This is a genomic window from Flammeovirga sp. OC4 (genome assembly GCF_000812565.1).
Lineage (GTDB): Bacteria > Bacteroidota > Bacteroidia > Cytophagales > Flammeovirgaceae > Flammeovirga.
In genome coordinates this window covers 41,651-65,451 of record NZ_JTAM01000012.1, presented here as the reverse complement: position 1 = coordinate 65,451, position 23,801 = coordinate 41,651, and the positions used below count along the sequence as shown (strand labels likewise).

15 protein-coding genes are annotated in these 23,801 nt (G+C 35.2%); 10 read left to right on the top strand and 5 right to left on the bottom strand.

What is annotated here, in order from left to right:
- The 3 genes from PL77_RS10880 to PL77_RS10870 all read right to left on the bottom strand — a co-directional run bounded on the left by PL77_RS10880 (window position 1) and on the right by PL77_RS10870 (window position 6,304).
- On the bottom strand, window positions 1-3,093 hold the full coding sequence (locus PL77_RS10880; RefSeq protein WP_044204774.1) for a TonB-dependent receptor: 3,093 nt from the start codon (window positions 3,091-3,093) through the stop codon (window positions 1-3).
- A gap of 1,018 nt (window positions 3,094-4,111) precedes the next feature.
- Window positions 4,112-4,540: a YkvA family protein gene (locus PL77_RS10875; RefSeq protein WP_044204773.1), complete on the bottom strand. Its 429-nt coding sequence runs from the start codon at window positions 4,538-4,540 to the stop codon at window positions 4,112-4,114.
- Between the two features lie 9 nt (window positions 4,541-4,549).
- Complete coding sequence (locus PL77_RS10870) at window positions 4,550-6,304, bottom strand: M14 family metallopeptidase (protein WP_253273979.1); 1,755 nt, start codon at window positions 6,302-6,304, stop codon at window positions 4,550-4,552.
- A 205-nt stretch (window positions 6,305-6,509) separates the two neighbouring features.
- Between PL77_RS10870 and PL77_RS10865 the strand changes: the two genes are divergently transcribed.
- The 8 genes from PL77_RS10865 (at window position 6,510) to PL77_RS10830 (ending at window position 14,691) form a co-directional block, all read left to right on the top strand.
- Window positions 6,510-7,454 carry an alpha/beta hydrolase gene (locus tag PL77_RS10865; protein ID WP_052444316.1) on the top strand — a complete coding sequence of 315 codons (945 nt, stop codon included), beginning with the start codon at window positions 6,510-6,512 and terminating at the stop codon, window positions 7,452-7,454.
- A 66-nt stretch (window positions 7,455-7,520) separates the two neighbouring features.
- Entirely contained in the window at window positions 7,521-7,946 is a 426-nt protein-coding gene (locus tag PL77_RS10860) for a thioesterase family protein (RefSeq protein WP_044204933.1), read from the top strand.
- Between the two features lie 15 nt (window positions 7,947-7,961).
- Window positions 7,962-8,864 carry an alpha/beta hydrolase gene (locus PL77_RS10855; protein WP_082026484.1) on the top strand — a complete coding sequence of 301 codons (903 nt, stop codon included), beginning with the start codon at window positions 7,962-7,964 and terminating at the stop codon, window positions 8,862-8,864.
- Window positions 8,865-9,101: 237 nt separating this feature from the next.
- Window positions 9,102-9,494 (top strand): phasin family protein, encoded by a 393-nt coding sequence (locus PL77_RS10850; protein ID WP_044204766.1) that lies wholly within the window; start codon window positions 9,102-9,104, stop codon window positions 9,492-9,494.
- A 173-nt stretch (window positions 9,495-9,667) separates the two neighbouring features.
- The gene (gene fbp / locus PL77_RS10845) at window positions 9,668-10,711 is read left to right on the top strand and encodes a class 1 fructose-bisphosphatase (RefSeq protein WP_044204762.1); all 1,044 of its coding nucleotides are present in this window, start codon (window positions 9,668-9,670) and stop codon (window positions 10,709-10,711) included.
- A gap of 439 nt (window positions 10,712-11,150) precedes the next feature.
- Window positions 11,151-12,392 carry an MFS transporter gene (locus tag PL77_RS10840; RefSeq protein WP_044204759.1) on the top strand — a complete coding sequence of 414 codons (1,242 nt, stop codon included), beginning with the start codon at window positions 11,151-11,153 and terminating at the stop codon, window positions 12,390-12,392.
- Window positions 12,393-12,413: 21 nt separating this feature from the next.
- Entirely contained in the window at window positions 12,414-13,349 is a 936-nt protein-coding gene (locus PL77_RS10835) for a TIGR01212 family radical SAM protein (protein ID WP_044204757.1), read from the top strand.
- A gap of 439 nt (window positions 13,350-13,788) precedes the next feature.
- Window positions 13,789-14,691 carry a DnaJ C-terminal domain-containing protein gene (locus PL77_RS10830; RefSeq protein WP_044204756.1) on the top strand — a complete coding sequence of 301 codons (903 nt, stop codon included), beginning with the start codon at window positions 13,789-13,791 and terminating at the stop codon, window positions 14,689-14,691.
- 286 nt (window positions 14,692-14,977) lie between these two features.
- Here the strand turns inward: PL77_RS10830 and PL77_RS10825 are convergent, their stop codons facing one another.
- Together PL77_RS10825 and PL77_RS10820 are read right to left on the bottom strand one after the other, a co-directional pair.
- Window positions 14,978-15,994 (bottom strand): bestrophin family protein, encoded by a 1,017-nt coding sequence (locus PL77_RS10825; RefSeq protein ID WP_044204753.1) that lies wholly within the window; start codon window positions 15,992-15,994, stop codon window positions 14,978-14,980.
- Window positions 15,995-16,162: 168 nt separating this feature from the next.
- On the bottom strand, window positions 16,163-20,287 hold the full coding sequence (locus PL77_RS10820) for a choice-of-anchor tandem repeat GloVer-containing protein (RefSeq protein ID WP_044204750.1): 4,125 nt from the start codon (window positions 20,285-20,287) through the stop codon (window positions 16,163-16,165).
- Between the two features lie 518 nt (window positions 20,288-20,805).
- Here PL77_RS10820 and PL77_RS10815 point away from each other — a divergent pair.
- Together PL77_RS10815 and PL77_RS30430 are read left to right on the top strand one after the other, a co-directional pair.
- Window positions 20,806-21,102, top strand: a complete 297-nt coding sequence (locus tag PL77_RS10815) for a GNAT family N-acetyltransferase (protein WP_044204748.1) — start codon at window positions 20,806-20,808, stop codon at window positions 21,100-21,102.
- 501 nt (window positions 21,103-21,603) lie between these two features.
- On the top strand, window positions 21,604-23,694 hold the full coding sequence (locus PL77_RS30430) for a T9SS type A sorting domain-containing protein (protein WP_052444314.1): 2,091 nt from the start codon (window positions 21,604-21,606) through the stop codon (window positions 23,692-23,694).
- Window positions 23,695-23,801: the final 107 nt, after the last annotated feature.

The following is a 23,801-nucleotide window of genomic DNA, read 5'->3' as shown; positions in this document are numbered from 1 at the left end:
TTAGAATGATACATTAAGCCCCATTAGGTAAGTTCTTGCTTGAGGATAAGAACCGTTATCAAGACCATATCGAAGGAGGTTACTGTCACTAAATTCTGGATCAGCTCCTGAGTAATTCGTGATTGTAAACAAGTTTTGAACTGAGCCATAAATTCTTAATCGCTCCATTCCAATCTTACTTGAAGTTCTTGTTGGAATGGTAAATCCTAATTGAAGGTTTCTAAGTCTTAAGTAGCTTGCATCCTCAATATGAATCATATCGTTGATCTTAGTGAAGTTACCATTTGCATCCTCATGTGTCATTGCAGGCCATTCATTGGTTGATCCTTCGCCAGTCCAGTAACCTAGATGTCTTGCATTTAAGTTTTGGTAAGTTTCATTAGGACCATATGCCACATTGGCAATATCATAATGCGTTTGTGCTTGTAAGAACATGCTTAAATCCCAGTTTTTATAACCAAGATTAATCGTCAAACCATAATTGAATTTAGGAATAGCATTACCAATGTTCGTTCTGTCTTCATCTGAGATTTTACCATCACCATTGATGTCTACAAATCGGATATCACCAGGTTTGGCATTGGGTTGAATCAAATTTTCCTCTTCATTGACATAGCTGTTGACCTCTTCCTCATTCTGGAAAATACCATCGGTTTTGTAGGCAAAGAAGAATGGCATTGGGTACCCCTCCTGCACTCTCATGTTACCATCCAATGTTCCTAAATTTCTTCCATTGAAGTATCCCTCAGCATTTTCTAGTTTTGTCATGTTATTATGGTTGTATGACATATTGCCTAGGATATCAATCTTAAAATCTCTGATTTCGCCAGTGTAACGTAAATCAATTTCAAAACCTTTGTTAGAAACAGTTCCAATATTTGCGAGAGGGCCCATTCTCCCTGTAAAAGCAGGAATAGGAAGTTCATATAAAAGGTCTTTCGTCAATTTATCATAGTATTCAGCTGTTAGTGTAAGCTTATTGTTCAAGAAGCCGAGATCAATACCGATGTTCAATGTTTCTGACGTTTCCCATTTCAAATCGGGGTTTGCGGCTCTTAAAGGTGCAAAACCTTGAATCAGGCGACCATCCACAATATAATGATCACTTCGCTCCATAATGGACATGTGACCCCAGTTACCAATTCTGTCATTTCCTACCTGTCCCCAAGATCCTCTTAGTTTAATCAAGCTGATTTTGTTGTGATCCACTTGGAAAAATTCTTCGTTAGAAATAGTCCAACCTGCAGATATGGAAGGGAAAATACCGTATTTATTATTATCCCCAAATCTTGTCGACCCATCTCTTCTAATGGTTGCATTCAGCATGTATTTTTCATCATAGTTATAACTCACTCTACCAAAGAATGAAACTAACCTTGACTCATTCAACATCGCTTCAGCCAACATATTTTCTTGTCCTCCATTAGACGGCCATCCATAATGCCATGTACTTGGATAAATATCAGAGTTGGTACTGTTTGTATTTCTATATTGATCACTGATTAACGACTGACCAAGTATTGCGGAGATGTTTTGCTTTCCAAATGATTTGGTATAGCTCAATACATTTTCAAATTGAATGGATGTATTTCGGTTGGTGATGACTTGAGCCGTGCTTGTTCCATTTTGAAAAGGGCCTTGTGCTGAAATATAAAAAGCCGGTGTAAATACTCTGTTATGACTATCATAATTATTCAGACCAAAACTTGATTTAAATTTCAGTCCCTCAACAAGGGATGATAAATTAAAATCCAAGTATACATTTCCTCTTAAAGTATTGGCGAGCTGTTCTCTGTTTTGAGTCTCCAAAATGGCCATTGGGTTACCTGCATAACCATCCAATTCTTCACTGATTGCATAGTATCTTCCATCTGCATTGGTTACAGCATTTTTGTGATAACCTGTTGGGTCATCTGTAAAAACAGGTGTCAGAGGATCATGCAAATACATACTAGAGAGCGTAGATACCTGCTGTTTTTCATTAAAACCTCTTGTCTTTGAATACGAATAAGAAAGGTTTTGTCCAAATGTAACCACATCATTGATTTCATGTGTGGAGTTAATTCTAAATGTATAACGATCAAAATTAGATTTCGCACTTCCTCCCACTATACCATCTTGTGAGAAATAAGACAAAGAGCTGCTAAAACTAGACTTTTTACCACCTCCAGAAAAACTTAATGCGTGGTTGGTGATAGGGGCTTTTTGATACATTTCATCTTGCCAATCTGTATCTATAGTGTTTTGTTGAATTCTGTCTTCTGTATAACGTGGCTCCGTATTGTCCCACTCACTAGCGGCATTATGAATTCTCATATATTGGTCAGCATTCAACATCTCAACCTTATTCGCTGCTTCCTGAATACCATAGTAACCATCATAAGTAATTTTATACTTCCCTTTTTCACCTTGCTTTGTGGTGACTAATACTACTCCGTTAGCACCCCGTGCTCCAAAAATGGCTGCTGATGCCGCATCTTTCAACACTTCTATGGAAGCAATATCGTTAGGTGATAAATTATTGATATTCCCCACTTGAAGACCATCTACAATGTAAAGTGGAGCTGAGTTACCATTACTACTCACCCCTCTGATTTTTATGCTGACTGCCCCACCTGGAGCTCCCGAATTACTCTGTACAATCACACCGGAAGTTCTACCTTGAAGAGCCTGAGAAGCATTGGCAATAGGAGTCGACTCTACATCCTCCGACTTGATAGAAGAAATGGCACCCGTTACCACGCTTTTCTTTTGTACACCATAACCTACGACTACAATTTCTTCCAATTGTTTCGCATCCAAATCTAACTGTATTTCTAGAGTGTTTTGTCCTTTTACCGCGATCTCTTTTGTCTGATAACCAATATAAGAGAACACTAAAATATCATTCTCATTTGTTGATAAAGAGAACTCTCCGTCCATATTAGTCACTGTACCTTGTGTGGTGCCTTTAATGAGGATGTTGGCACCTGGGATTGGTGATTCTTTTTCATCAAGAACCACTCCTTTAATGATATTTTGAGCAAATACATTGAAGGATAGAAGAGATAATAGACTTACTGTCAATATCTCCGAAAATGTAATTTTAAACATACTTTAAATTCAAATTCATTTCAAAAAAAGAGCATAACCTTTCAACATTAAGAAGACGTTCCATCTTAATTAAATAATAAGCATTACATAATATATAGTATACCAATAGTTAGAATTCCCTTGCTATTCACTCAAAAGAAGTGACGTATTTTGATAAAAAACGAGTAGACATCGTTTTCACTATCAATGGTTTAGTCTTAAGATTTTGATGTGTAATTCTTAATGCTTACATCAATGAGGCATTCCATTTTTTATAGTTTTAATTTTATAGACCTACCACCTCATTGATTAAAGGTTGTTGTTTACTGTTTACGATTAACTCAACGAATGCAATCATCATCAAGTACCTTCTTTCTATGAAGAGAGATAGAAAGATCATTTCATTTTGTAGTTTACTTTTAATACCTAATTCATTTCATGTATTAATTACTTCTTGGGATCATTTGAAAAATAATTATAGTCCAAAATTAGGTGATTTAAAGTGCAGACAGGGATAGTATTAGTAAAAAACAAGTGACTGTTAGTTTGAAAAAATGTTGCTATGAGTGAAAAAAATGTTACCGCTTTGAGAACGTTATTACCGTAAACTTTCAATCAATTATTCTGCAAGCTTTTATGTCCTACTTTCAAGCTTCCTTCTTCTTCTTTTTTCCATTGATGAAAAACGAAGCAAAAAATCTAGGTTTAGAAGTCAAAAGCTAAATTCCATTTCACTTGCCTAAATGATTTTAAACTCGCTAAAGCTCAAACAAGAAAATCATTTTTAACGGCTCCATACATGAAATTCTTCACGCTTTTCCCTTCAAGGCCGAGGGAAGAAGTAGCAAATGAATTGGGTAGAAAGTCCACTGGCGCGAATGTTAAGCGATAGCGTTAAAGATCAGCAGAAATCTCCTGATTTCTAAATACTTTAAATATTCGAAAACTTAGTTAACAATGTAGCAATTCTAAAAAAAACTGCCCATACGAACTCTTTTCATATAGGCAGTCAATTCTTATTTGCATTTAAATTGAAGATTTATTTTGCTTCTTCAGCTTCTTCTTTCTTTCTGAAAATTAAGTCATTTAGGCCTTCTACTTCGCTTCTATCAAAGTCCTCAAACCAATTTTCCATTTTTTGTAAGGCCAATTCCTTATGTTCTTGTTTTAAGCAAACCGAAACATAACCAATTGCAGCAAATACTACCGAAAAATCATCGGCAAAGCCTACGACTGGAATAAAATCGGGAATTAAATCCATTGGTACTAACAAGTACCCTAAAGCTCCCGCAATAGCGACCTTCGCTTTACTTGGTGTTTCTTCATCGATATACATAAAGAAAAGTAACAAGGCAACATATACTACTTTTTCACCTGCTTTTTTGGCCATTTTAAAAAGAGCATTCATAAACTTACTCTCCTTAAATGCATTGACATATTTTGCCGTTTCAATATTTTTTAGTTCCATATTTTAGTTTTATTTATTGTATTTATAAATGGGATACCTTAGGTGTGACTTTTCCTTGTGATCGGAATGTTCATAAATAAATTCCAATTGCTCATAAGCGGAATTTCTAAAATGCTTGTCTTCTTTTTTCTTCTGTTCCAATGCTTCTTTAAGTTCGGGATTTTTTGCTAAAATCTCTATCGCTTTATCTTCAAAAACATAAGATGAAAAATGTTCTTTTTGTTGTAAAATAGGATCAAAGTAATTCCAAGCGAAAAAACTGTCCTTTGCTTCAGGAGTAAGCGTTTCCATTAAAAACCGAACCCCTCTTTGTGCTGTTGGAATCAAATAGTCTCCTTTTCTAAATTGAACTTCCTCACTTTTGGTTACTGTGGCAATATCATAATGTAAATAATGCCCTTCATAAGGACTTTTTACCGTTTGATAGTGGTCTATGTATTTTACGTCTACTTTCATTTTTTGATCAGCTTCCAACTGTGTCATCTTAATATGATTGTGTTCCAAAGCGGCAATCACATTACCCCACGCCCTTGGAATGACAAAAAAGTCTGGTTTCTTTTCTTCCTTTGTCACTTGTAAGCCAGAGTAAAAAGGGATCTTTTTTTCATAAGGTTTTGATCGATCATAAAATAAGCGTGGCAAGCCACTCACCTCACTTGCTTTGTAAGACCCTTCATATCCTTTAAACGTAATTTGATCTACTTTGGATGAATCCAAGCTCCAATTAACCGCAAATGACTCTGCTTTCAAATCTGCTGCCATCTTATCTTCTTTGGCCTTTGAAAGTGCATCACCATGTTGTTCTAAAAACATAATGGCTTTCTTCAGAAAAGCATAAGTCGCTAATGTTCTTTGCTGATAAGGCTTGAGCATATGGGTTTCAATCACATAGCTTGGCGTATTAAAAAGAGCAGTGTAACCCGAAGAGTAACGAGGTGAATCAAAAAATTGTACATAACCTTTATCAGGTGTAGTGCCCCAAACGTTGACATAAGGGACAATATCCCATCCTTCTTTTTTCATTTCAGCTTCCATAAAAGGATTCATTTTCTCTTTCATAAAAGCTCCTATTTCACCACCCAATTTTTCCTCATGAGTAGCTAAATAGGTTAAAACATGCTGATAGTCTGCTCCATTACTTACATGTGTATCAATAAACAACTCAGGTTCATAGAGATGGAATATTTCTGCAAAAGAACGCATATTTTCAGAATCCATTTTGATAAAATCTCTGTTCAAGTCAAGGTTTTTAGCATTACCTCTAAAACCATATTCGTGTGGACCATCTTGATTTGCTCTTGTCGATGAGTTTCTGTTGAGTGCTCCCCCAATATTATAAAAAGGGATAATGGCAACAATGGTATTTTCATTCTCAATATTTACTTTTCCTTGTAACAGATCACGCATCAACATCATTGACGCATCCACTCCATCTGGCTCCCCTGGGTGAATAGCGTTATTGATCAATAACACGTTTTTCTTTTTTATATCAGAAGGTATAAACGTACTTTCCTTGGAGTAAATACCTACATGTAAAGGATAACCACTGTCGGTTTTGCCATACTCCACCACTCTAAATGCTTCATAGCTATCACCTAATTGATGAAAATAAGCCATACCTTCTTCATAAGTGAAGGTTTCTGTTCCGTTGGATTTCTCAAACGGTGTTTGCCAATCGATGTCTTCTTCAGTTTGCTGTTTTGAACATGAAAAAATAAAGGTGAATAAGCCTATTATTAAAAAAGTACTGCGTAGTTGTATCACTATTTTGATATATTTATGGTCAATATTATCTATTAATATCTATAATTAATTTGATTCAACAAAGATTAAGTACTAGGACAAAAGAAATGAGACAAAAATAGGATGTACCGCCGTGGAGTAGTCATTGAAAAATCTATTTTCTTTTCACTTAGCCAATTTTTTGTTCAAAAATATTTCATTCCAATCTCCTTATAAACCAATATTAATGAAACTATCTTTTAAAAAATTAAGTATCCGTTTATCTATTTTTATTGTACTTCTCTATGCTGTCGTATCATTGATAACGTATGATCAATCGTGTTTGATACAGACACATCAAGGGAGTAGCCGTTTGCAAATTGAAAAAGAAAATGGCTCGTTCGATACATTATGGTTAGACAAAGTAAGCAGAGAAGATTTTGAAGTCACCTCACCACAAGGCTACACCTTAAGCGGATCCTACCTCAAAGCTCCTACAGATTCAGTAAATCTTACTGCTGTAATGGTGCATGGCGTTACACATGATCGATGGAGAATGATGCGTTACGCTCAAATTTATCTAAAACGAGGTATTGATGTTGTATTGTATGATCACAGAAAACATGGACTCAGTGGTGGTGACCAAGTGAGTTTCAGTTATTTTGAACATCAAGATTTAGAAAAAGTAGTTCAGTGGACTAAAAAAAGGAAACCAAATGACTTGATCTTAGCCCATGGAGAATCACTGGGGGCTGCTACTGTAACTTCTCACTCTGGACTCAATGAGACCACTCATTCTGTTGATTTTTATATCGCTGATTGTCCTTTTTCAGATACCAAAGAACTTCTTGCTTTAAGAGCCTATGAAGATTTTCATCTTCCTGACTTTGGTTTTATGGATACTGCGAGTTTGTTGACTAAAATGCTCGCAGACTTCTACCTTGGTGATGCATCTCCTATTCAAAACGTGAAAATTAGTAAGGTACCTTTCCTGTTTATTCACGGACAAGAAGACAAATACATTCCAATGCAAATGTCTAAGGATTTATTTGAAGCGAAGAAGTTTGGAGAAAAATATATTTGGTTTGTTCCTGATGCTACACATGCCAAATCCATTACCGTTGCACCTGTCATGTATGAGATTACCGTAATGAATTATATCAATACAGTGCTTTCCCAGCTTTCTAAATAATTTGCAGAATATACAATAATGTATGTATATTCACTCATTCATAATCAACACAATACACCTTTACTTATGACAAAACAAACAGATACAACAACAGGTAGAATAAGCAAAACGACAATTAAAGTAAGAAATTATCATATTGATAGTTTCCAACATGTAAACAATATGAGATACATGGAGTTTCTTGAAGAAGCAAGGTGGTGTCACTTTGAAAACAATGAAACGTTATTATTGGCAAGTCAAGAAGATACAACATTTGTAATCGCCAATTATAATATCAACTTCAAGTACCCTGCTTCTATTCATCAAGAATTAGAATTGCACTCTCAAGTCGTTAAAGTGGGCAGTTCGAGCGTAACTTTCCATCAAATTATTTATATTAAAGGAACAGAACTTGTTGCACTGGAGGCGGATGTAGTTTTAGTTGCTTTTGACATCAAGACACAAAAACCTAAGAAAATTTCACCCATCATAAAAGATGAATTATTCAAATAATTAACCTTATCATCAATGTCATCATTTCAGCATAGGATATTAAAAATGGGATTAAACCTATCCTCTACTTTATTTCCTACCAAAGATATCAACCTTACATTATTAAGAGAAACCACAGAAATCATATCGCTTGTGGCTCTTTTGCCGTGGGGCGTAAAATCATCTAAGTTTAAAATCGGTCAGATGGAGGCTGAAATCATCAAGCCCGTAAGTACCACTGAAAAAAGGAAAGCATTACTTTACCTTCATGGTGGTGGTTTTGCGATCGGTTCTAATCAAACGCACCGTCATATGGTTGGGAAAATTGTAAAAGACACTTCAACAGAAGCTTTGTTGATCAATTACAGAAAAATTCCTAATCATGCTTGCCCTGCCCCTATTGAAGATGCTTATGAGGCTTATCAATTTTTACTGAAAGAAGGATATCAAGAAAATGAAATTATTGTAGCAGGTGACTCCGCAGGTGGAGGTTTAGTCTGTACTTTATTTTTTATGCTGAAAGAAAAAGGGGATCAACTGCCCAAAGCGGGGATTTGTCTTTCTCCTTGGTTAGACTTAATGCATACAGGAGAGACCGTAGAAGATAATAAATACACTGATCCTTTTGTGAAAATTGATGAAATGAAAAGGTGGGCTGAAGTATATGCTGGCGCAAAGCCTTTGGACGATCCCTATGTTTCTCCACTCTACGGCGATTTCACGGATTTTCCTCCAATGTTGATTCAGACTTCTAAAAATGAAGTGTTACATGATGATAGCGTCAGGCTCAAAAAGGCACTTGAAGACAAAGGAATTGAAGTCACTTATCAAGAATGGGATGATTTGATACATTGGTGGCAACTGTTTTGGCGTTTTATCCCCGAATCAGATGAAGCACTTATAAAAGTTTCAAGTTATATTCATCAACAATTCAAGTAAACCGCTCTTTTAGTTAAGAGGTAAAAATTATCCTTTTCTTCTGCCCTAGTACTTAGTAATTTCAATCACTTATCTCTATCTTTATCAAGAGATTATCCTTAAATCAAAATTTTTCTTAAAATATAGAATAGTCTCAATAATGATTGTTCATTCATTTATTTTTACTACCTTTGTAAAAACAATAACTCAAGGTGATTGAACAGTTGAAGTTTAACCACAAAATAAAAAATAAGCACCATGGAAGAACTATTAAAAAAGCTAGTATATACTGGTGTCGGTATTACAGCATTTACTATCGAGAAAATTCAAGAAGTTGTTGACAAATTAGTAGCAGAAGAAAAATTAACCGTTGAAGAAGGGAAGAAAATAGTAGATGAATTTGTTGATAGCACTGAAGCGAAGAAAAGCGAATTTGAAGAGCAACTCAAAACATTAGCTGAAAAATTTACATCATCATTAAACTTTGATTTCGACAAGATCACTTCAATGTTTAAAGGTGGAGACTCTGAAGAGGTAGAGATCTTAAAAGCAAGAATTGAAGCTTTGGAAGCTGCTCAAGCAAAGACAGCTACACCAAAAAAAGCTCCAGCTAAGAAAACTACTACGTCTTCAGAAGCGTCGAAAGCGTAAGCCTTTTGGTACTTTTGTGATGTGTGTGGGCCGACAGTACTGTATGTTGTACAGAATTGTCGGTCTTTTTTTTATACTTACTGCAATCGATTGCAACAAATCAGAAATAATTACCTAATTTTATCCAACCAATATAAGACAACGAAAAACACAAAAATTATTCACCAAAAATTATGATGGATAAACTTACTGCTTCAGTCGGTACAGCGCTAGATCGTTTTATCGCTCAAAAGCAAGAACAATTTCCTTATGCTACAGGAGAACTATCTCAGCTACTTCGTGATATCGCTTTAGCTTCAAAAATCATCAACAGAGAAATCAATAGAGCCGGATTGGCTGGAATTGAAGGAGGTGCAGGAGCAGAAAACGTGCAGGGAGAAGCACAACAAAAACTAGACATGATTGCAGACATTCGTTTTACAAGAGCACTTTCAAAAGGTGGAGAAACATGTGGAATCATTTCTGAAGAGGTAGACGGAATTATCGACACGGGTAATCATCATGCAAAATACATCGTTACTATAGATCCTCTAGATGGTTCTTCGAACATTGATGTAAATGTACTTGTAGGTACAATCTTTTCGATTTATCGAAGAAGATCACCTATCGGAAGACCCCCTACCAAAGAAGACATGTTGCAACAAGGTACTGAGCAGGTTGCTGCTGGCTATGTACTTTACGGGTCTTCTACTATGCTTGTCTACAGTACTGGTTATGGCGTAAATGGATTTACATATGAACCTTCTTTAGGTGAATACTTCTTATCTCATCCTAATATGCAATGCAAAGAGGATGGTCAAATTTATTCTATCAATGAAGGTGGTTATAATACTTTCGACGAAGGTTTAAAAGATTATATCACAAAATGTAAGGATAGAGAATACTCTAGCCGTTATATCGGTTCATTAGTTGGGGATTTTCATAGAAACTTATTGAAAGGTGGGATTTATATCTACCCATCTACTTCAAAGTATAAAAACGGTAAACTACGTTTGCTTTATGAATGTAATGCATTGGCATTCTTAGCAGAACAATCTGGGGCAATGGCAACGGATGGTTATCAACGAATTTTAGACATCAAGCCCACCGAATTTCATCAGAGAACTCCTTTTTATGTGGGTTCCCCAAAAATGGTGGAAGAAGCAATGGCATGCTTACAAGGTAAAAAACACGAAACGGTTGCTACACCTCCCGTCAATGGTGTAGAAGTCAAATAAGAAAAAGTACAAGAATGAGATAGTTTGTATTCACCAATACATTCAACTCCTTCCTCAATCATATCATACTTTAATGGTCAGCTAATCAATATTTTAGCTGACCATTTTTTTATGACAACACATTAATTCCTTTTAAGTAGTTGCACATTTGAAATTGGGATAAGTTGGATTATTATTTTTTAGTCTAATCAAGGCAGAATAGAAGAGCATAGCCAAAGCTACGTGATGATATTCTAACGAAGAGTAGGATAAAAAAGAAAATCCAAAACTTCCGATTTTAATTGTACAACTGCTTATAACCTGATTAACACAGATTTATCATAATAAAAGTTTAGTGATGCAAGTTTTTATTGTTTTAACTCTAACTTTACAAATGTGTGTACTTAACTATAGACTGACAATTCATAGAAGGCGAACTTCTACCTAAACAATTTCCCGTATGATCTCATTAAATAAAAAAGAGAAAGTAACGCTCTATATGCTTGCCGCAGTGAGCTTTACGAATATCTTAGACTTCGTTGTATTGATGCCTTTAGGACATACTCTACAAGAAACTTTCGATATGACACCTATACAATGGAGTGCAGTGGTATCTTCTTACACACTAGCCGCCTCAATATCCGGACTTTTATCCATTTTCTTTATTGATAAATTCGAACGAAAAAAGATGTTCTTATTCATCTACGCCTTTTTCACCTTCGGAACTGTATTGTGTGGAGTCGCAAATTCTTACGATTTTCTACTCTTCGCTAGGTTGTTTACAGGGATTTTCGGTGGATTGATCAATGCCACTTTGTTTACGATTGTCGGTGATATGCTTCCAGAAGAAAAAAGAGGAACTGGTATTGGAATTTTAATGACAGGTTTTGCCGTTTCTTCCGCCGTAGGTGTACCTATTGGTTTATATCTAGGCGTTACTATTGATTGGCATGCTCCATTTATCATTATTGCAGTTGTATCCGCTATTCTTTGGTTTGTATGTTATTATAGATTAGAGGAAATGAAAGGACACTTGAATGACACCCCAACTAAAGGGAAGAAGGCTTTCTTTTCTCCATTATTGAATGTTCTAAAAAACACAAAACAACTGAAAGGCTTATTTGCCTTATTTTTAGTGTTTTTCGGTCATTTCCTACTCATTCCCTTCTTCTCACCTTATATGGTGAAAAATATTGGATTTTTAGATCAACAACTCACATGGATTTACTTGTGTGGAGGTCTAGCCACGTTATATTTCTCTCCAAAAATTGGTAAGTGGTCTGATAATCATGGTAAGTATCATGTATTTGTAATCATTTCTTTTATTACAATCATTCCAGCGTTAGTACTCACCAATGTCCCCTCAATGAGTATTCCTGTAGTGCTAGTGTTTTCTTCTTTGTTCTTTATTTGTGGAGCAAGATCTATCCCTGCCAATGCATTAATACTAGGTACTGCCAATCCAAAACAAAGAGGAAGTTTTATGAGTATTCGCTCTGCGGTACAAAATTTATCACAAGGATTAGCATCGTTTGCTTCTGGTCTGATAATAATTGATAATCCAGTAACAGATAAGCTTGAAAATTATAACATAGTCGGTATTTGTAGCGTAATTGCAACTATGTTAGGCGTTTTTATGTTCAAACACATCAGTGATACTAAAGCTCATAAAGAACGTATGAAAAATTTAGTCACAAAATAAAGTAATAACCATTCAGAAGTCATGAACTTTCAATCTAGAAGGTATTTCCCCTACTCTCAGCAATTAAAAAGTAAATACGGTGGACGTATTCAAAAAGTCTCTATCCATGCGGAATTTACTTGTCCCAATAGAGATGGATCTTTGGGATATGGTGGCTGTACTTTTTGTAATAATGATAGCTTCGTTCCAAATTATCTTCATGACGGAATGATGAGTATCACAAAACAGATTGATCATGGAATGGAGTTTTTGCCAGGTAGATACCATAGTGCAAAAGCTTTTGTAGGCTATTTTCAGGCGTATTCCAATACTTATGGTACTTTGGAATACTTAAAAGAAATTTATACAGAAGCATTAAATCACCCCAAAATTGATGGTTTAGTGATTGGTACAAGACCTGACTGTCTTTCCGATGAGCAGTTGGATTATCTTGAAGAACTCTCTAAAGAACATTTAATTTTTATAGAGTTTGGAATAGAATCTTGTTATAATAAAACATTGGATAGGGTCAACAGAGGACACTCTTTTGAAGATTCTGTAGAAGCAATCCAAAAAGTTGTTGACAGAGGAATTTCGGTCGCAGGTCACATGCTATTTGGGTTACCCGGAGAGACAAGAGAAGAGACCTTAGCACAAGCTGAAATCTTGAATAAATTGCCTTTAGAATCACTAAAATTCCATCAGCTGCAAATTGTCAAAGGGACAATTATGGCCAAGCAATTCAAAGAAGATCCTACTCAATTTCCATTATTCCAACCCGATGAATATGTTGATTTTATGGTGGATTTCTTAGAAAGATTACGCCCTGATATTGCTATCCAACGTTTCAGCAGCGACACGCCTATCAATCTAAGAATTGCTCCTAACTGGGGAATTAGACCCAACCAAATTCAATTGATGATTGAGAAAAGGTTGAAAGAAAGAGATACGTACCAAGGGGCACTTTATAAAGGGTAAATCAAATCTATATTGGTTTTAATAGAAGCATTCTGCAAAATGATTATCTGATGATTCATCAATAGACAACTGTTTTATTATGACCTTCTACAATGTAATCTCTAAGGATGTTGAATGTCTTTGAGAACTACGCAATAACTTTGTCATTTCACAAAAGAAATAAAGATTTTGTAAATATTTCTCAATTTCTATTAAACATAATATCTTTCTTACGTATTATATTATGTAGGATAAAATGTATCCCAATTATTGGTGCGACTAGAGTTACGGTTAAAAGCGATCTGAATTAAAAACTTTCTCCTTAAATTTTTAGTAAAAATGGTTACTATAACTTTATATTCGTGATCCAATAAAGGGAAAAGAAGAGTATAAAGCACTCTTCAAGTAGAATACACCCTTTATAAATATGTCAAATTAGAAACGATCAGAAAGAATTAACATGGAATATATAGATTATTATAAAGTGCTTGGAGTGGATAAAAATGCCTCTCAAAGCGAAATTAAAAAAGCATATAGAAAGTTAGCTCGTCAATATCACCCTGATAAAAATCCTGATGATGAGGTGGCAAAAAAGAAGTTTCAAGAGATTAATGAAGCGAATGAAGTATTGGGTGACGAGGATAATAGAAAAAAATACGATAAGTACGGAAAGGATTGGGAACACGCTGATCAATTTGAATCACAAGGCTTCGGTGGCGGAGGCTTTGGTGGATTTGGAGGAGGCGGTTTCGGTGGAGGCGGCTTTGGTGGCTTCGGAGGAGGCCAAGGCGGTGCTGACTTCTCAGATTTCTTCAATTCAATGTTTGGAGGTGCCTCATCACCAAGACCCAAGAAAGGTGGAGATTATAAGGTAAATGTAACGTTAGATCTTAGAGACATTTACAAAACAGAGAAGCGTACTTATAAGATCAATAATAAAAATATTAGAGTTACTGTTCCAGCCGGCATAGCAGATGGTCAAGTCATCAAAATCCCTGGTCATGGTAAAGCGGGTATAAATGGTGGTCAAAATGGTGACCTTTTAATTGCTTTCAATATTACCAACAATACTGAATTTGAACGTAAAGAAAGTGATCTTTACAAAACAGTTGATCTTGATTTATATACTGCTTTATTGGGTGGAGAAATCACCATTGATACTTTTGACAGCAAAGTTAAGTTAAAAGTGAAAGAGGGTACTCAAAATGGTATGAAGGTGAAACTCAGAGGTAAAGGTTTCCCTAAGTATAAGCAAGACGAAGTGCACGGAGATTTGTATATCACTTATAATGTGAAAGTTCCATCTTCATTGACGGACGAACAGAAAGCATTGATCCAAAAAGTCAGAGATTTATCAGAATAAAAGAGTGACTAAAATCAGCTCTTTTGTTGGATTAAGAAGTACAATTGTTTATTATTGTGCCGTTAAAAACCGAATTACATTCTCTTAATTCCAACGACAATGATAGCAACAGCATACTTAGAATATGCAGCAATGGGCTTTATGGTGCCTCCATTAGTAGGTGCGATTGCTTATGCTCTTATCACGTTAAAGAAAGACAAAGTTTAGTCTTTTGCGTTAAACGAAATAAAGGCGTTTGAACTTCATGTTTCAAACGCCTTTATTTTTTCTTCTCATTTTTATGCCTCTACATTAAAACATTATCGTGAGGCTTTACTTTTTCTGGTAATTCTTCTTTACCCAGCATCTCCTTTAAATCAATCTCAATAGTATTACAAAGACTTGTCATTGGCGTATCAAATGCTAATCCCTCAAATGGGTTTTCAGCAAAGTCTCCCACAAATTCCATGATAAAATAAATACTCCCAACTATGGTCGTAAATGGAATTGTCAACCAAACTAACCCCTGCCCCATTGCACTGAATTGAGACACCATCCCAAAAGGTAATAGTATCACAATCAATACCGTCAATACAAAAGAGGTGTTTGCATATTGACGAGGTAATGGAAAGTTTTTAATACGCTCACATTTTCCTTGTTGGATATAAAAGTCTTTGAGTAACTTCTGCATTTCCATATGTCTGAAATCATCGATCAACCCTTTTTCTCTTAACTCTAATATCTTCTGGGATTGATTACTGATGATCTGTGTGCAAACATTTCTCTTTTTCAATAAATCATTTGCCTCTTGTTCTTCAATAAACAATTTCAGTTCTTCTTCTTCTGACAATGAAGCAAAAGTATCTCCCAACCTCTTCCTCATTTCATTCGATAACTGATGTGAGTGTTCCCAAGGCTGAGGTTTCCAAAGTTGTCTACGTAAACGGTATGCCCAACCGATATGTCTTAAAATTAAATCTTTATGAATCTGATACAATTCATTTTCATCCAATGGCTTATCTACAAATAGATTTGAAGTAAAATCCCTCGCAAAGATTCCCCAAGAACGGCTGCTATTGATAATCGCTCCCCAAATTTTTCGAGCTTCCCATGTTCTTGCGTAGGCAGAGTTATTTTTAAAACCTACATAAAAAGCGACTGCTGTACCAACGATGGAGAGAATAGACCATGGTAATTTGATCCAAGTCATGTGAAAGTATTCGTAGAGCACAACAATCAAAGCTCCGTAAAGGGCTAAAAAAAGTAATGGCTTATACGCTTTTTGAAGAAAAACCTTGAAGTTTATGTTTCTGTTTATGTACATCTTTGATAATTAGTTTTGAATATCACAAATAAGTTAAGAAATCAATGTATTGGGGCAAAGCGTTCATCGATATTTTATTGGGTAAGCTATTTTGACACAAAAAATGCCATTGCAGTTTGTGATATTTTAAACTACAATGACATTATAATACGTACTTTATCTATTCTATTATTTTTGAATTAGAATAGGATGAACTCCATAATCATACTTTTCAGAATAAACGTCTATAAAGTATTGACCATTTGTCACTTTATTAAGTTTAATGTCTTTGGGTTCACCGGTATATTTTTTGACTATTCTTCCGTTAATATCTCGAATTATAACTGAAACTGTATTTTCGTTCATACCATTTAGAGATATTTTATCCTTAGTAGGATTAGGGTAAGCTATAATAGAATCCGACAACTCATTCTCTAAAGATAATGGGTTAAATTCTATACGAATGACCGCTGTAGTAATCGAAGAGGCACCACAACTATTGGAGGCTTGTACTCCAACATTATGATCTCCTAAATCACATTCTCGAACTGTAAATTGAATTGTTGGCTCATTCTCTGCTCCTAATACAACCGCCCCTTCAGGTAAATTCCAAGTACAATTCATTTCACTAGAAACATTTGAAGCCGTCATCGTAACGGTATCTTCTGGATGGACGATATTGCTAGAAATATCGATTCCTGAAATTGACGGCATACCTGGTACAGCCACTTGTAAAGAATCAGAAATATTGACATTGCATGAATTATCTACTGATATAGTGACTAATACAGAATCAGTGGTAATATCAGACATATCAAGGGTGATTAGTTTCGTTCCTTGACCTGAAATAAGAATGGCGTCATTAGGAAAAGTCCATTGATAACTTTCTGCTCCATCCACATCTGCAATAAATGAAATAATATCATCATCACAGCTTAACGCTCTATTAGCTGTTAAACTATTAATAATAGGAATAGTATGAATATCTACTGAGGCTGTATCTGTAAGGTTGACATTACAAGAAGCTTGAACTGATGCTATTACTTGATAAGTACCTTGAGCAACCCCTGAGAAATCTACTTCTACAGATGTAGCATTTTGATTATTGGCACCTACAATAAATGCACCACTAGGTAAAGTCCAATTAATTGTTTGTCCACTTACTGGAGGAGTTACTGAAAAAGTCAAATTTCCGTCGGTACAAGTAGAACTTGCAGAACTAGTTAATTGAATGTCATAATTTGGATCAACTAATTCAAAAGAAAGTGTATCTGAAACTTGTTCACCGCAACCATTGAATGCATGACAGATAATTTGATGCATCCCATAATCTTCTCTACTAAGATCAATTTGTACCTCATCATGGTTATTGACGCTAGTCAAAGCAATAATATCTGTTGGAATTTCCCAATAGAAAGAATCAACATGGGCATAGGAATTTAACGTAAGACGGGCATGCTGTACAGGACAATGCAAATCTACAGATGAAACAATATCACCGATACTTGGCTGTACGTATTGATGCACATTCCATGATAAAGTGTCTCCATACTGATAAGCTGATGCTGCATTTGGATTATAAGCAGCAACACTAATAGTTGTTGTTTGCTCTAAATTTACAGGCACACTGCTGAAGTCAAATGTTGCACTATCAGCATTTGTCATCGAAGGTACTAAGGTCACATTTGAATTAGATGACCACCACTGAAGACTACCTCGACCATGACCATACACTTTGAAAGTCCTTGTCGTAATTGCACAGCCTAAAGTATCCGCATTCAACTTATTTCCTGAAATAGGTGCCAACTGAATAATATCAGTTGAAGTTAATAATGGATTTATACCTGTGCTTTCCTCTAAAGTATAAAGTAACTCGAATGCATTAGCGTTAGTCCTGTCAATACTCCAAAAAGTACCATTAAAAGCGGCTGTTCCTCTTTCTGCTCCATGGTCAGCATTAGATGTATAACTACCTACATTTCCACCTTTCGTAAAACCATAGATTTTATTATTGTAATAGGCCAAATCAGCCATCGGGAACCATCCGTCTGTACTATCATTTGCTGATGAATTCAAATCTGGATCAAAACCTGTTTCTGGGAACTCTTTAATAATATGTGAAGTACCAATTCTATTTCCGTTCTCTCCCATTGGGTAGGCTAAAATACATCCGAATGTTGTAGGGCTATTGTATTCTGATGCCATCACTAAAGTATCCGGATCAGCATTTGCACCTGGAAGAATAAGCATACGGCCTTTCACTCCAACTTCACCTTTTCCAGAAGCTCTTACTGCAATTCTTGATCTATAGCCACTGATAGATGTAAGAGGGTCAATAGTATACTCATGCGTAATAGTCCATGGTGAAGTAGATACATCTAATTTGATGATAGTACCACCATGTGTATTTGGTATACTTTCGCCTGATCCTTGGGTAGCATAATAGTAAGTGTTATCATCCTTTTTAGTCACTGCTGTTGAGAATAAATATCCCCAATCCCAAGCTGCATCACTATTATCAGCATGCCTTTTCGTTATTAAATCAAATAATTTAGTGGTTTGACCAGTGGCTAAATCATGAGTAAAAATTGAATTGGTATAGGTAAAAACCAGCTTACCTTGAATTTCTATTATTTCTCCAATGATATTATACGGGGCTTTCTCATTGGCTTCATATAATCTATTGGCCAATCTATTTGTAAGGACCGTAACAGAATCTAGGTCATCATTAAATTCAACTAATCGATCTCTGTAGAACAATGAATCTACTTTTATATCATAAGCTGTTGCTCCTGTTCTTTCAATGGCATAGTATTTCCCATTGGATGCCAAGAATGCACCGTTGGAGTAGCCTTGTTTTGCTAATGAATTATTACCCGTTGAATACAAGTGACCGATTGAACCTGTCGATGGATCAAAAGTAGCTAATGTACCATAATTTTGAATGCCTCCATCTCGGTTAGAAAATGTATATTTTCCATCTTTGAACGGGGTTAATCTTGTTTCAGGAATAAAACCTGTATCTGATCCAAAACTAGCGATCACTTCCATTTTATTCGTTCCTATTTCATATTTAAAAATAGCCCCCTGTTCACTTCTACCACCAAATTCTGCAATACCCCAAACGGTTCCTCCATTGTCATTGGTGATAATAAAAAATTCTGATGGATAGGACATGTTTTTAAAGTGATAGAGTTCTTTATAGTTTCCATGCCTATCAACTTGATAGATAACACCTCTATCGGGACTAGAAAATGAAATTGTAGCAGGTTGTGTCATACCAATTAAGTCATGTCCATTGGGCACTAACCCAGATATTGCTGTTCCGTTGGCATGACTAAAAGTAAACTCTTTCGTCACTTTCTTATCATCCGGTAAGATACTCACTAAAGTACCTACTCCAGCACCACCATCAGCAAAAGACCTAGAATAAAAATCACCTGAAGAGTTTCTAAATACACCTGAGAATTTTGAGCCTTTAAATGCTCGATCTCTTACTACACTAATTTCATGGATAAAACCACTTTCAGCATCCACTTCATAAAAACCACCTGCTCCAAATTGTGAAGCAGAGTTGGCTACAATTAATCGATCTCTCCCTTGAACGTTTCGATGGGCAAGAGCACCTGAAGCATATTCATATCCATATGGGTTTCTACATAATATTCTATCGTTGCCTGTGGCTAAATCATACTCGTATACACCTCCAACTTGTACATTCGACCCTGATTCACCATCAAATATTGTAGCATATAGTTTATTATTCAACTTATAAAAACCTCCGCCCATTCGTCTAATCTTGAAAATGCTATTCAAATTGGTTAAAGGTATTATGTGGGTCGGATCACTTAATTTAATAGCAAAAACAACATCCTCTTTGCTTCGTCTTCTCATTATACCATACAAAATTTGGTTATGCTCCACCATATTATAAATGGGATAATGATAATTATAGTCAAAAGAAAATAATTGAGTTACAGTATTGGTAGCTGGGTCTATTTTAAAGAAGATACCGCTATTATGTTCCCCACCTTCCTCGGTATGACCATAGATATAGCCATCAGAGGCTAAAATCAATGAACTAAAGTCACCTGGACGACCTGTAAAGGATTCTCCATGATCATAAAATTCGGGAGGTGTCCCTGCAGGAGATGATAAATTGTAAATTGAAATACCACCAGCATTTTGAATTCCACCGCTAGAGTTTGTATTCATCAAATAAGGCTGAGCATTCGTTGAAAGGGTTGTAATCAACAATAATAGAAAGGGATACAATATCAATTGATACACCTTCAAAAAGTAGTTTACTTTCATAAGTATAGATCAATAATCGGTTTTAGATTTTTATAATTAGTTTTTGGTATCACTACATAGAGTGATTTTACACCTTATAATTTAATAATAAGTCTATAGTTCTCATTGAATCTATCAGAATAAAGCAATTATTTCATGATAATGCTCTATGTAATTCACAAACAGCCGGTAGGTATCATTGCAATAGTTATAAATTTGTGATCATTGTTATTAGAATAAAAAAATGATCCATACTGTGGTTCAGCGGACGTTGTAGTACAACGTCCGCTGAACCACCATAAAAAACACTTTTAAAAACCACAACACGGCCCATTTACATTCTTAATTTTTCTCTAACTATGTTTTTTTAATAGAAGTCAAAGACTTCTTAAGACCTTTAAAGCACAAGAGACGCTAGCGCTTAACTCTTGCGCTATGGACCTGCCCATGACTTTAGTCGTGGTGCACGCTATATTTATCATTTTTGCTTGAAGAAAAATTGTATCTTAATACAACAATTCTAATCAACCTGAAAACGTATGGAATATCAACTCACAAACAATGAAGATAAAAAGCGGTATGAATTTGATATCGATGGACAAATCGCTTATATAGATTATATGCTTGCAAGAGGTAATATCTATCTCACACACACCGAAGTTCCACCATCGCTCGGAGGACAAGGAATAGGTTCTAAGTTAGTACATAGTGTTTTGACAGATATAAAAGAAAATACAGACTATAAACTTTTTCCACTTTGTCCTTTTGTTGCCGCATATATAAAGAAACATCCGGAATGGAAATCCATATTATCGGAGCTTGTAAATATTGAATAGCAAACACGCAGTCAAAAAATACAACATTCAACAAATTGAATTATAGAAGAGAGTAAGTTCTCTTCTTTTTTTTGATCAAATTTCTCAAAAAATCATTTTCTATAACAAACAATACATTTTAACCTTTAATCTAAAAGTAAACGATTTGAAGAAGGACTACATCTTGCCAAATTTGTTTTAATTTCTCCGCTTCAACAGAAAGTACAATACTAAGATTTGAGTTATTTAAGTCTTTTTGCGTCAATTAGTTACTATAAAATGCAAATTCATTACATCTAAAATAAAATTACACAAAACTCAATTTATTAGATATATACAATATTAATATTCCAAAAACTCAATTTAAAACCAAATAATACAATTAAAACCCATTTTAGGCAGCTAAAAATAATCACATTATAAGCAAAATCTCACGCACCTGCTTTATCTAAAATATATCCTAAATAAAAGTTAAATCGTTAGACAGACCAAACCTAATTTACACCATTACTCGCTGAAAAAATGAAAAAGATTTTATTATTGTTACTCCTAATTTTAATCGTAAAAATTAATATTAACGCTACAACTTACTCGGTATCAGATGACGTTTCAGGATACGTTTATATAGGAACTAGAGGAAGTTTATCAGATTTTGTGGATGAAGATGGAAATTCATTACCATCATGGGGTGGAAATTATAATATTAGAATTCAATCCGGTCAAAACGTTTATATAGGAAATCAGCTTTTCGATCCTGATGTAGTAATTGATACATTATTTGTAGACGGGACGATCAATAATACTGCTTACAGAACTACGTGTCACTTTGGGACCATTATCGTTTCAGGTTCAGGAAATTTTAATGCGGATAATCACTCTAGTGGACGTTTATATGTAAATGTGCAAGATATTGTTCTTGAAGAGGGAGCTGAATTTTCGGTACCATCTGTTGGTTCAAATAGTTATAGTGGATTAAACTGGACAGGTAGTATTGCTGTGGAAGATAATGTATCATTGTCTACATCAGGAGCATCAAACAACCTAATTACATTAGCTCAAATCAATAGTTTACCGGGGAATAACCCCAAAATTGTTGCTCAAGGTACTTTAGAAGGAGTAGGCACCAATATCAATTCGGTGATCCTTAATGGAAACACCGCGATCACTGCTGACCTTTCTTCTTCTGACGTTAATATATATACTGAAGGAAACGACTTAGTTATTGCTAATACCATCAATGAGAATGTGACTATTTTTGCGGATTTGGCTTCAAACACCAATCCATCGGTAGATCTTTCGTTTGCAGGAACAGCATCTGGTACTGTAACGTTAGCACCTACCAACAATGTAGTAAGATCTGTTACCATGAATACAACTTCAACTGCAGGGGTTACGTTGGGATACAAAGTTGACGTTGTGAACTCATCCTATAACTTAGCTGCTTTAACACTTATCAATGGGAAATTAATTACATCTGAAACCAATACCTTAGCCCTGGATGAGTTTTCTTTTGTAACCAATGCAGTGTATTCATGGTCGGGTCATGCTTCTGGAGGGTCTAGTAATTCTTATATCGAAGGTCCTCTGACTAAAGAAATTGAGTTTAGTGCCGCAACAAAAGCTGCCTTGGGAATTTCGGGAAATGACTTTTTCTTAATGTTCCCTGTAGGAAAGAATAGCACGCTTAGAGAAGCTGGAATTGGTATTCCAACGGCTGATAGTAAAACAACATTTAGAGTGGAGTATTTCAATACTACTCACCCCAATTATAGAAATATTGATCTTTCATCTACTGTAGATATTGTAAGTGAATTTGAATATTGGAACGTAGATAGAATTTCAGGTTCTGCTGGTGCAGCGGTTATTCTTACTTATAATTCAAATAGTGGATTACAAAACACACATATTTTAGATGCACAAGTGATGCACTACAATGGTTCAGTTTGGGAAGATCAAGGAAATCAATCACAACATACTGTTGGTGATGATGAAGGTACATTGATGTCAGGCTTAGCTTCAAGTTTCTCTCCTTTTACCTTCGGCGGATCTAATAATCATGATTTACCAGTAGAGTTAACTTATTTTGAAGGAGAAAAAAATTCAAATGGATCTATCTCATTATACTGGGAAACAGCCTCAGAAATCAATAACAGTCACTTTATCATACAAGCCTCTAGAAATGGTCGTAGTTTCGATAACATCGGTAAAGTAGATGGAAATGGTAACGCAAATGTCTCAATAGAGTATGCTTTTGATGCCTCAGAAAGAAAAGTTAGAGGTTATAAGTGGTATAGATTAAAGCAAGTAGATTTTGATGGTGACTTTGAGTACTCTAACATTATCAAAATTCAAGCAAATGAAATCAAAATTCAAGAATTAAACATCTACCCTGTTCCTGCTCACGGAATGATTCATACTGAAATTGTTACAAGCGAGGAAGTACAAGTTGCGACAGCATTTATTTATAATTCGTACGGGATGATGGTCAAAGAAATCGATACACATCACATGGAAGATATTAATATCTCGAACCTATTAGATGGGGTCTATTTCTTAAAAGTTACAACCGCAAAAGGAAGTAAGGATGTGAAAAGATTTATAGTAAGAAATTAGTTGCATAGAAGTAAAAATTAGTTTTTCAGTTGAGTTAAAAAGACTACTATATTAGTAGTCTTTTTTATTTTTGTTTCAATACAAACTTAATAAATCATGATGAAAAT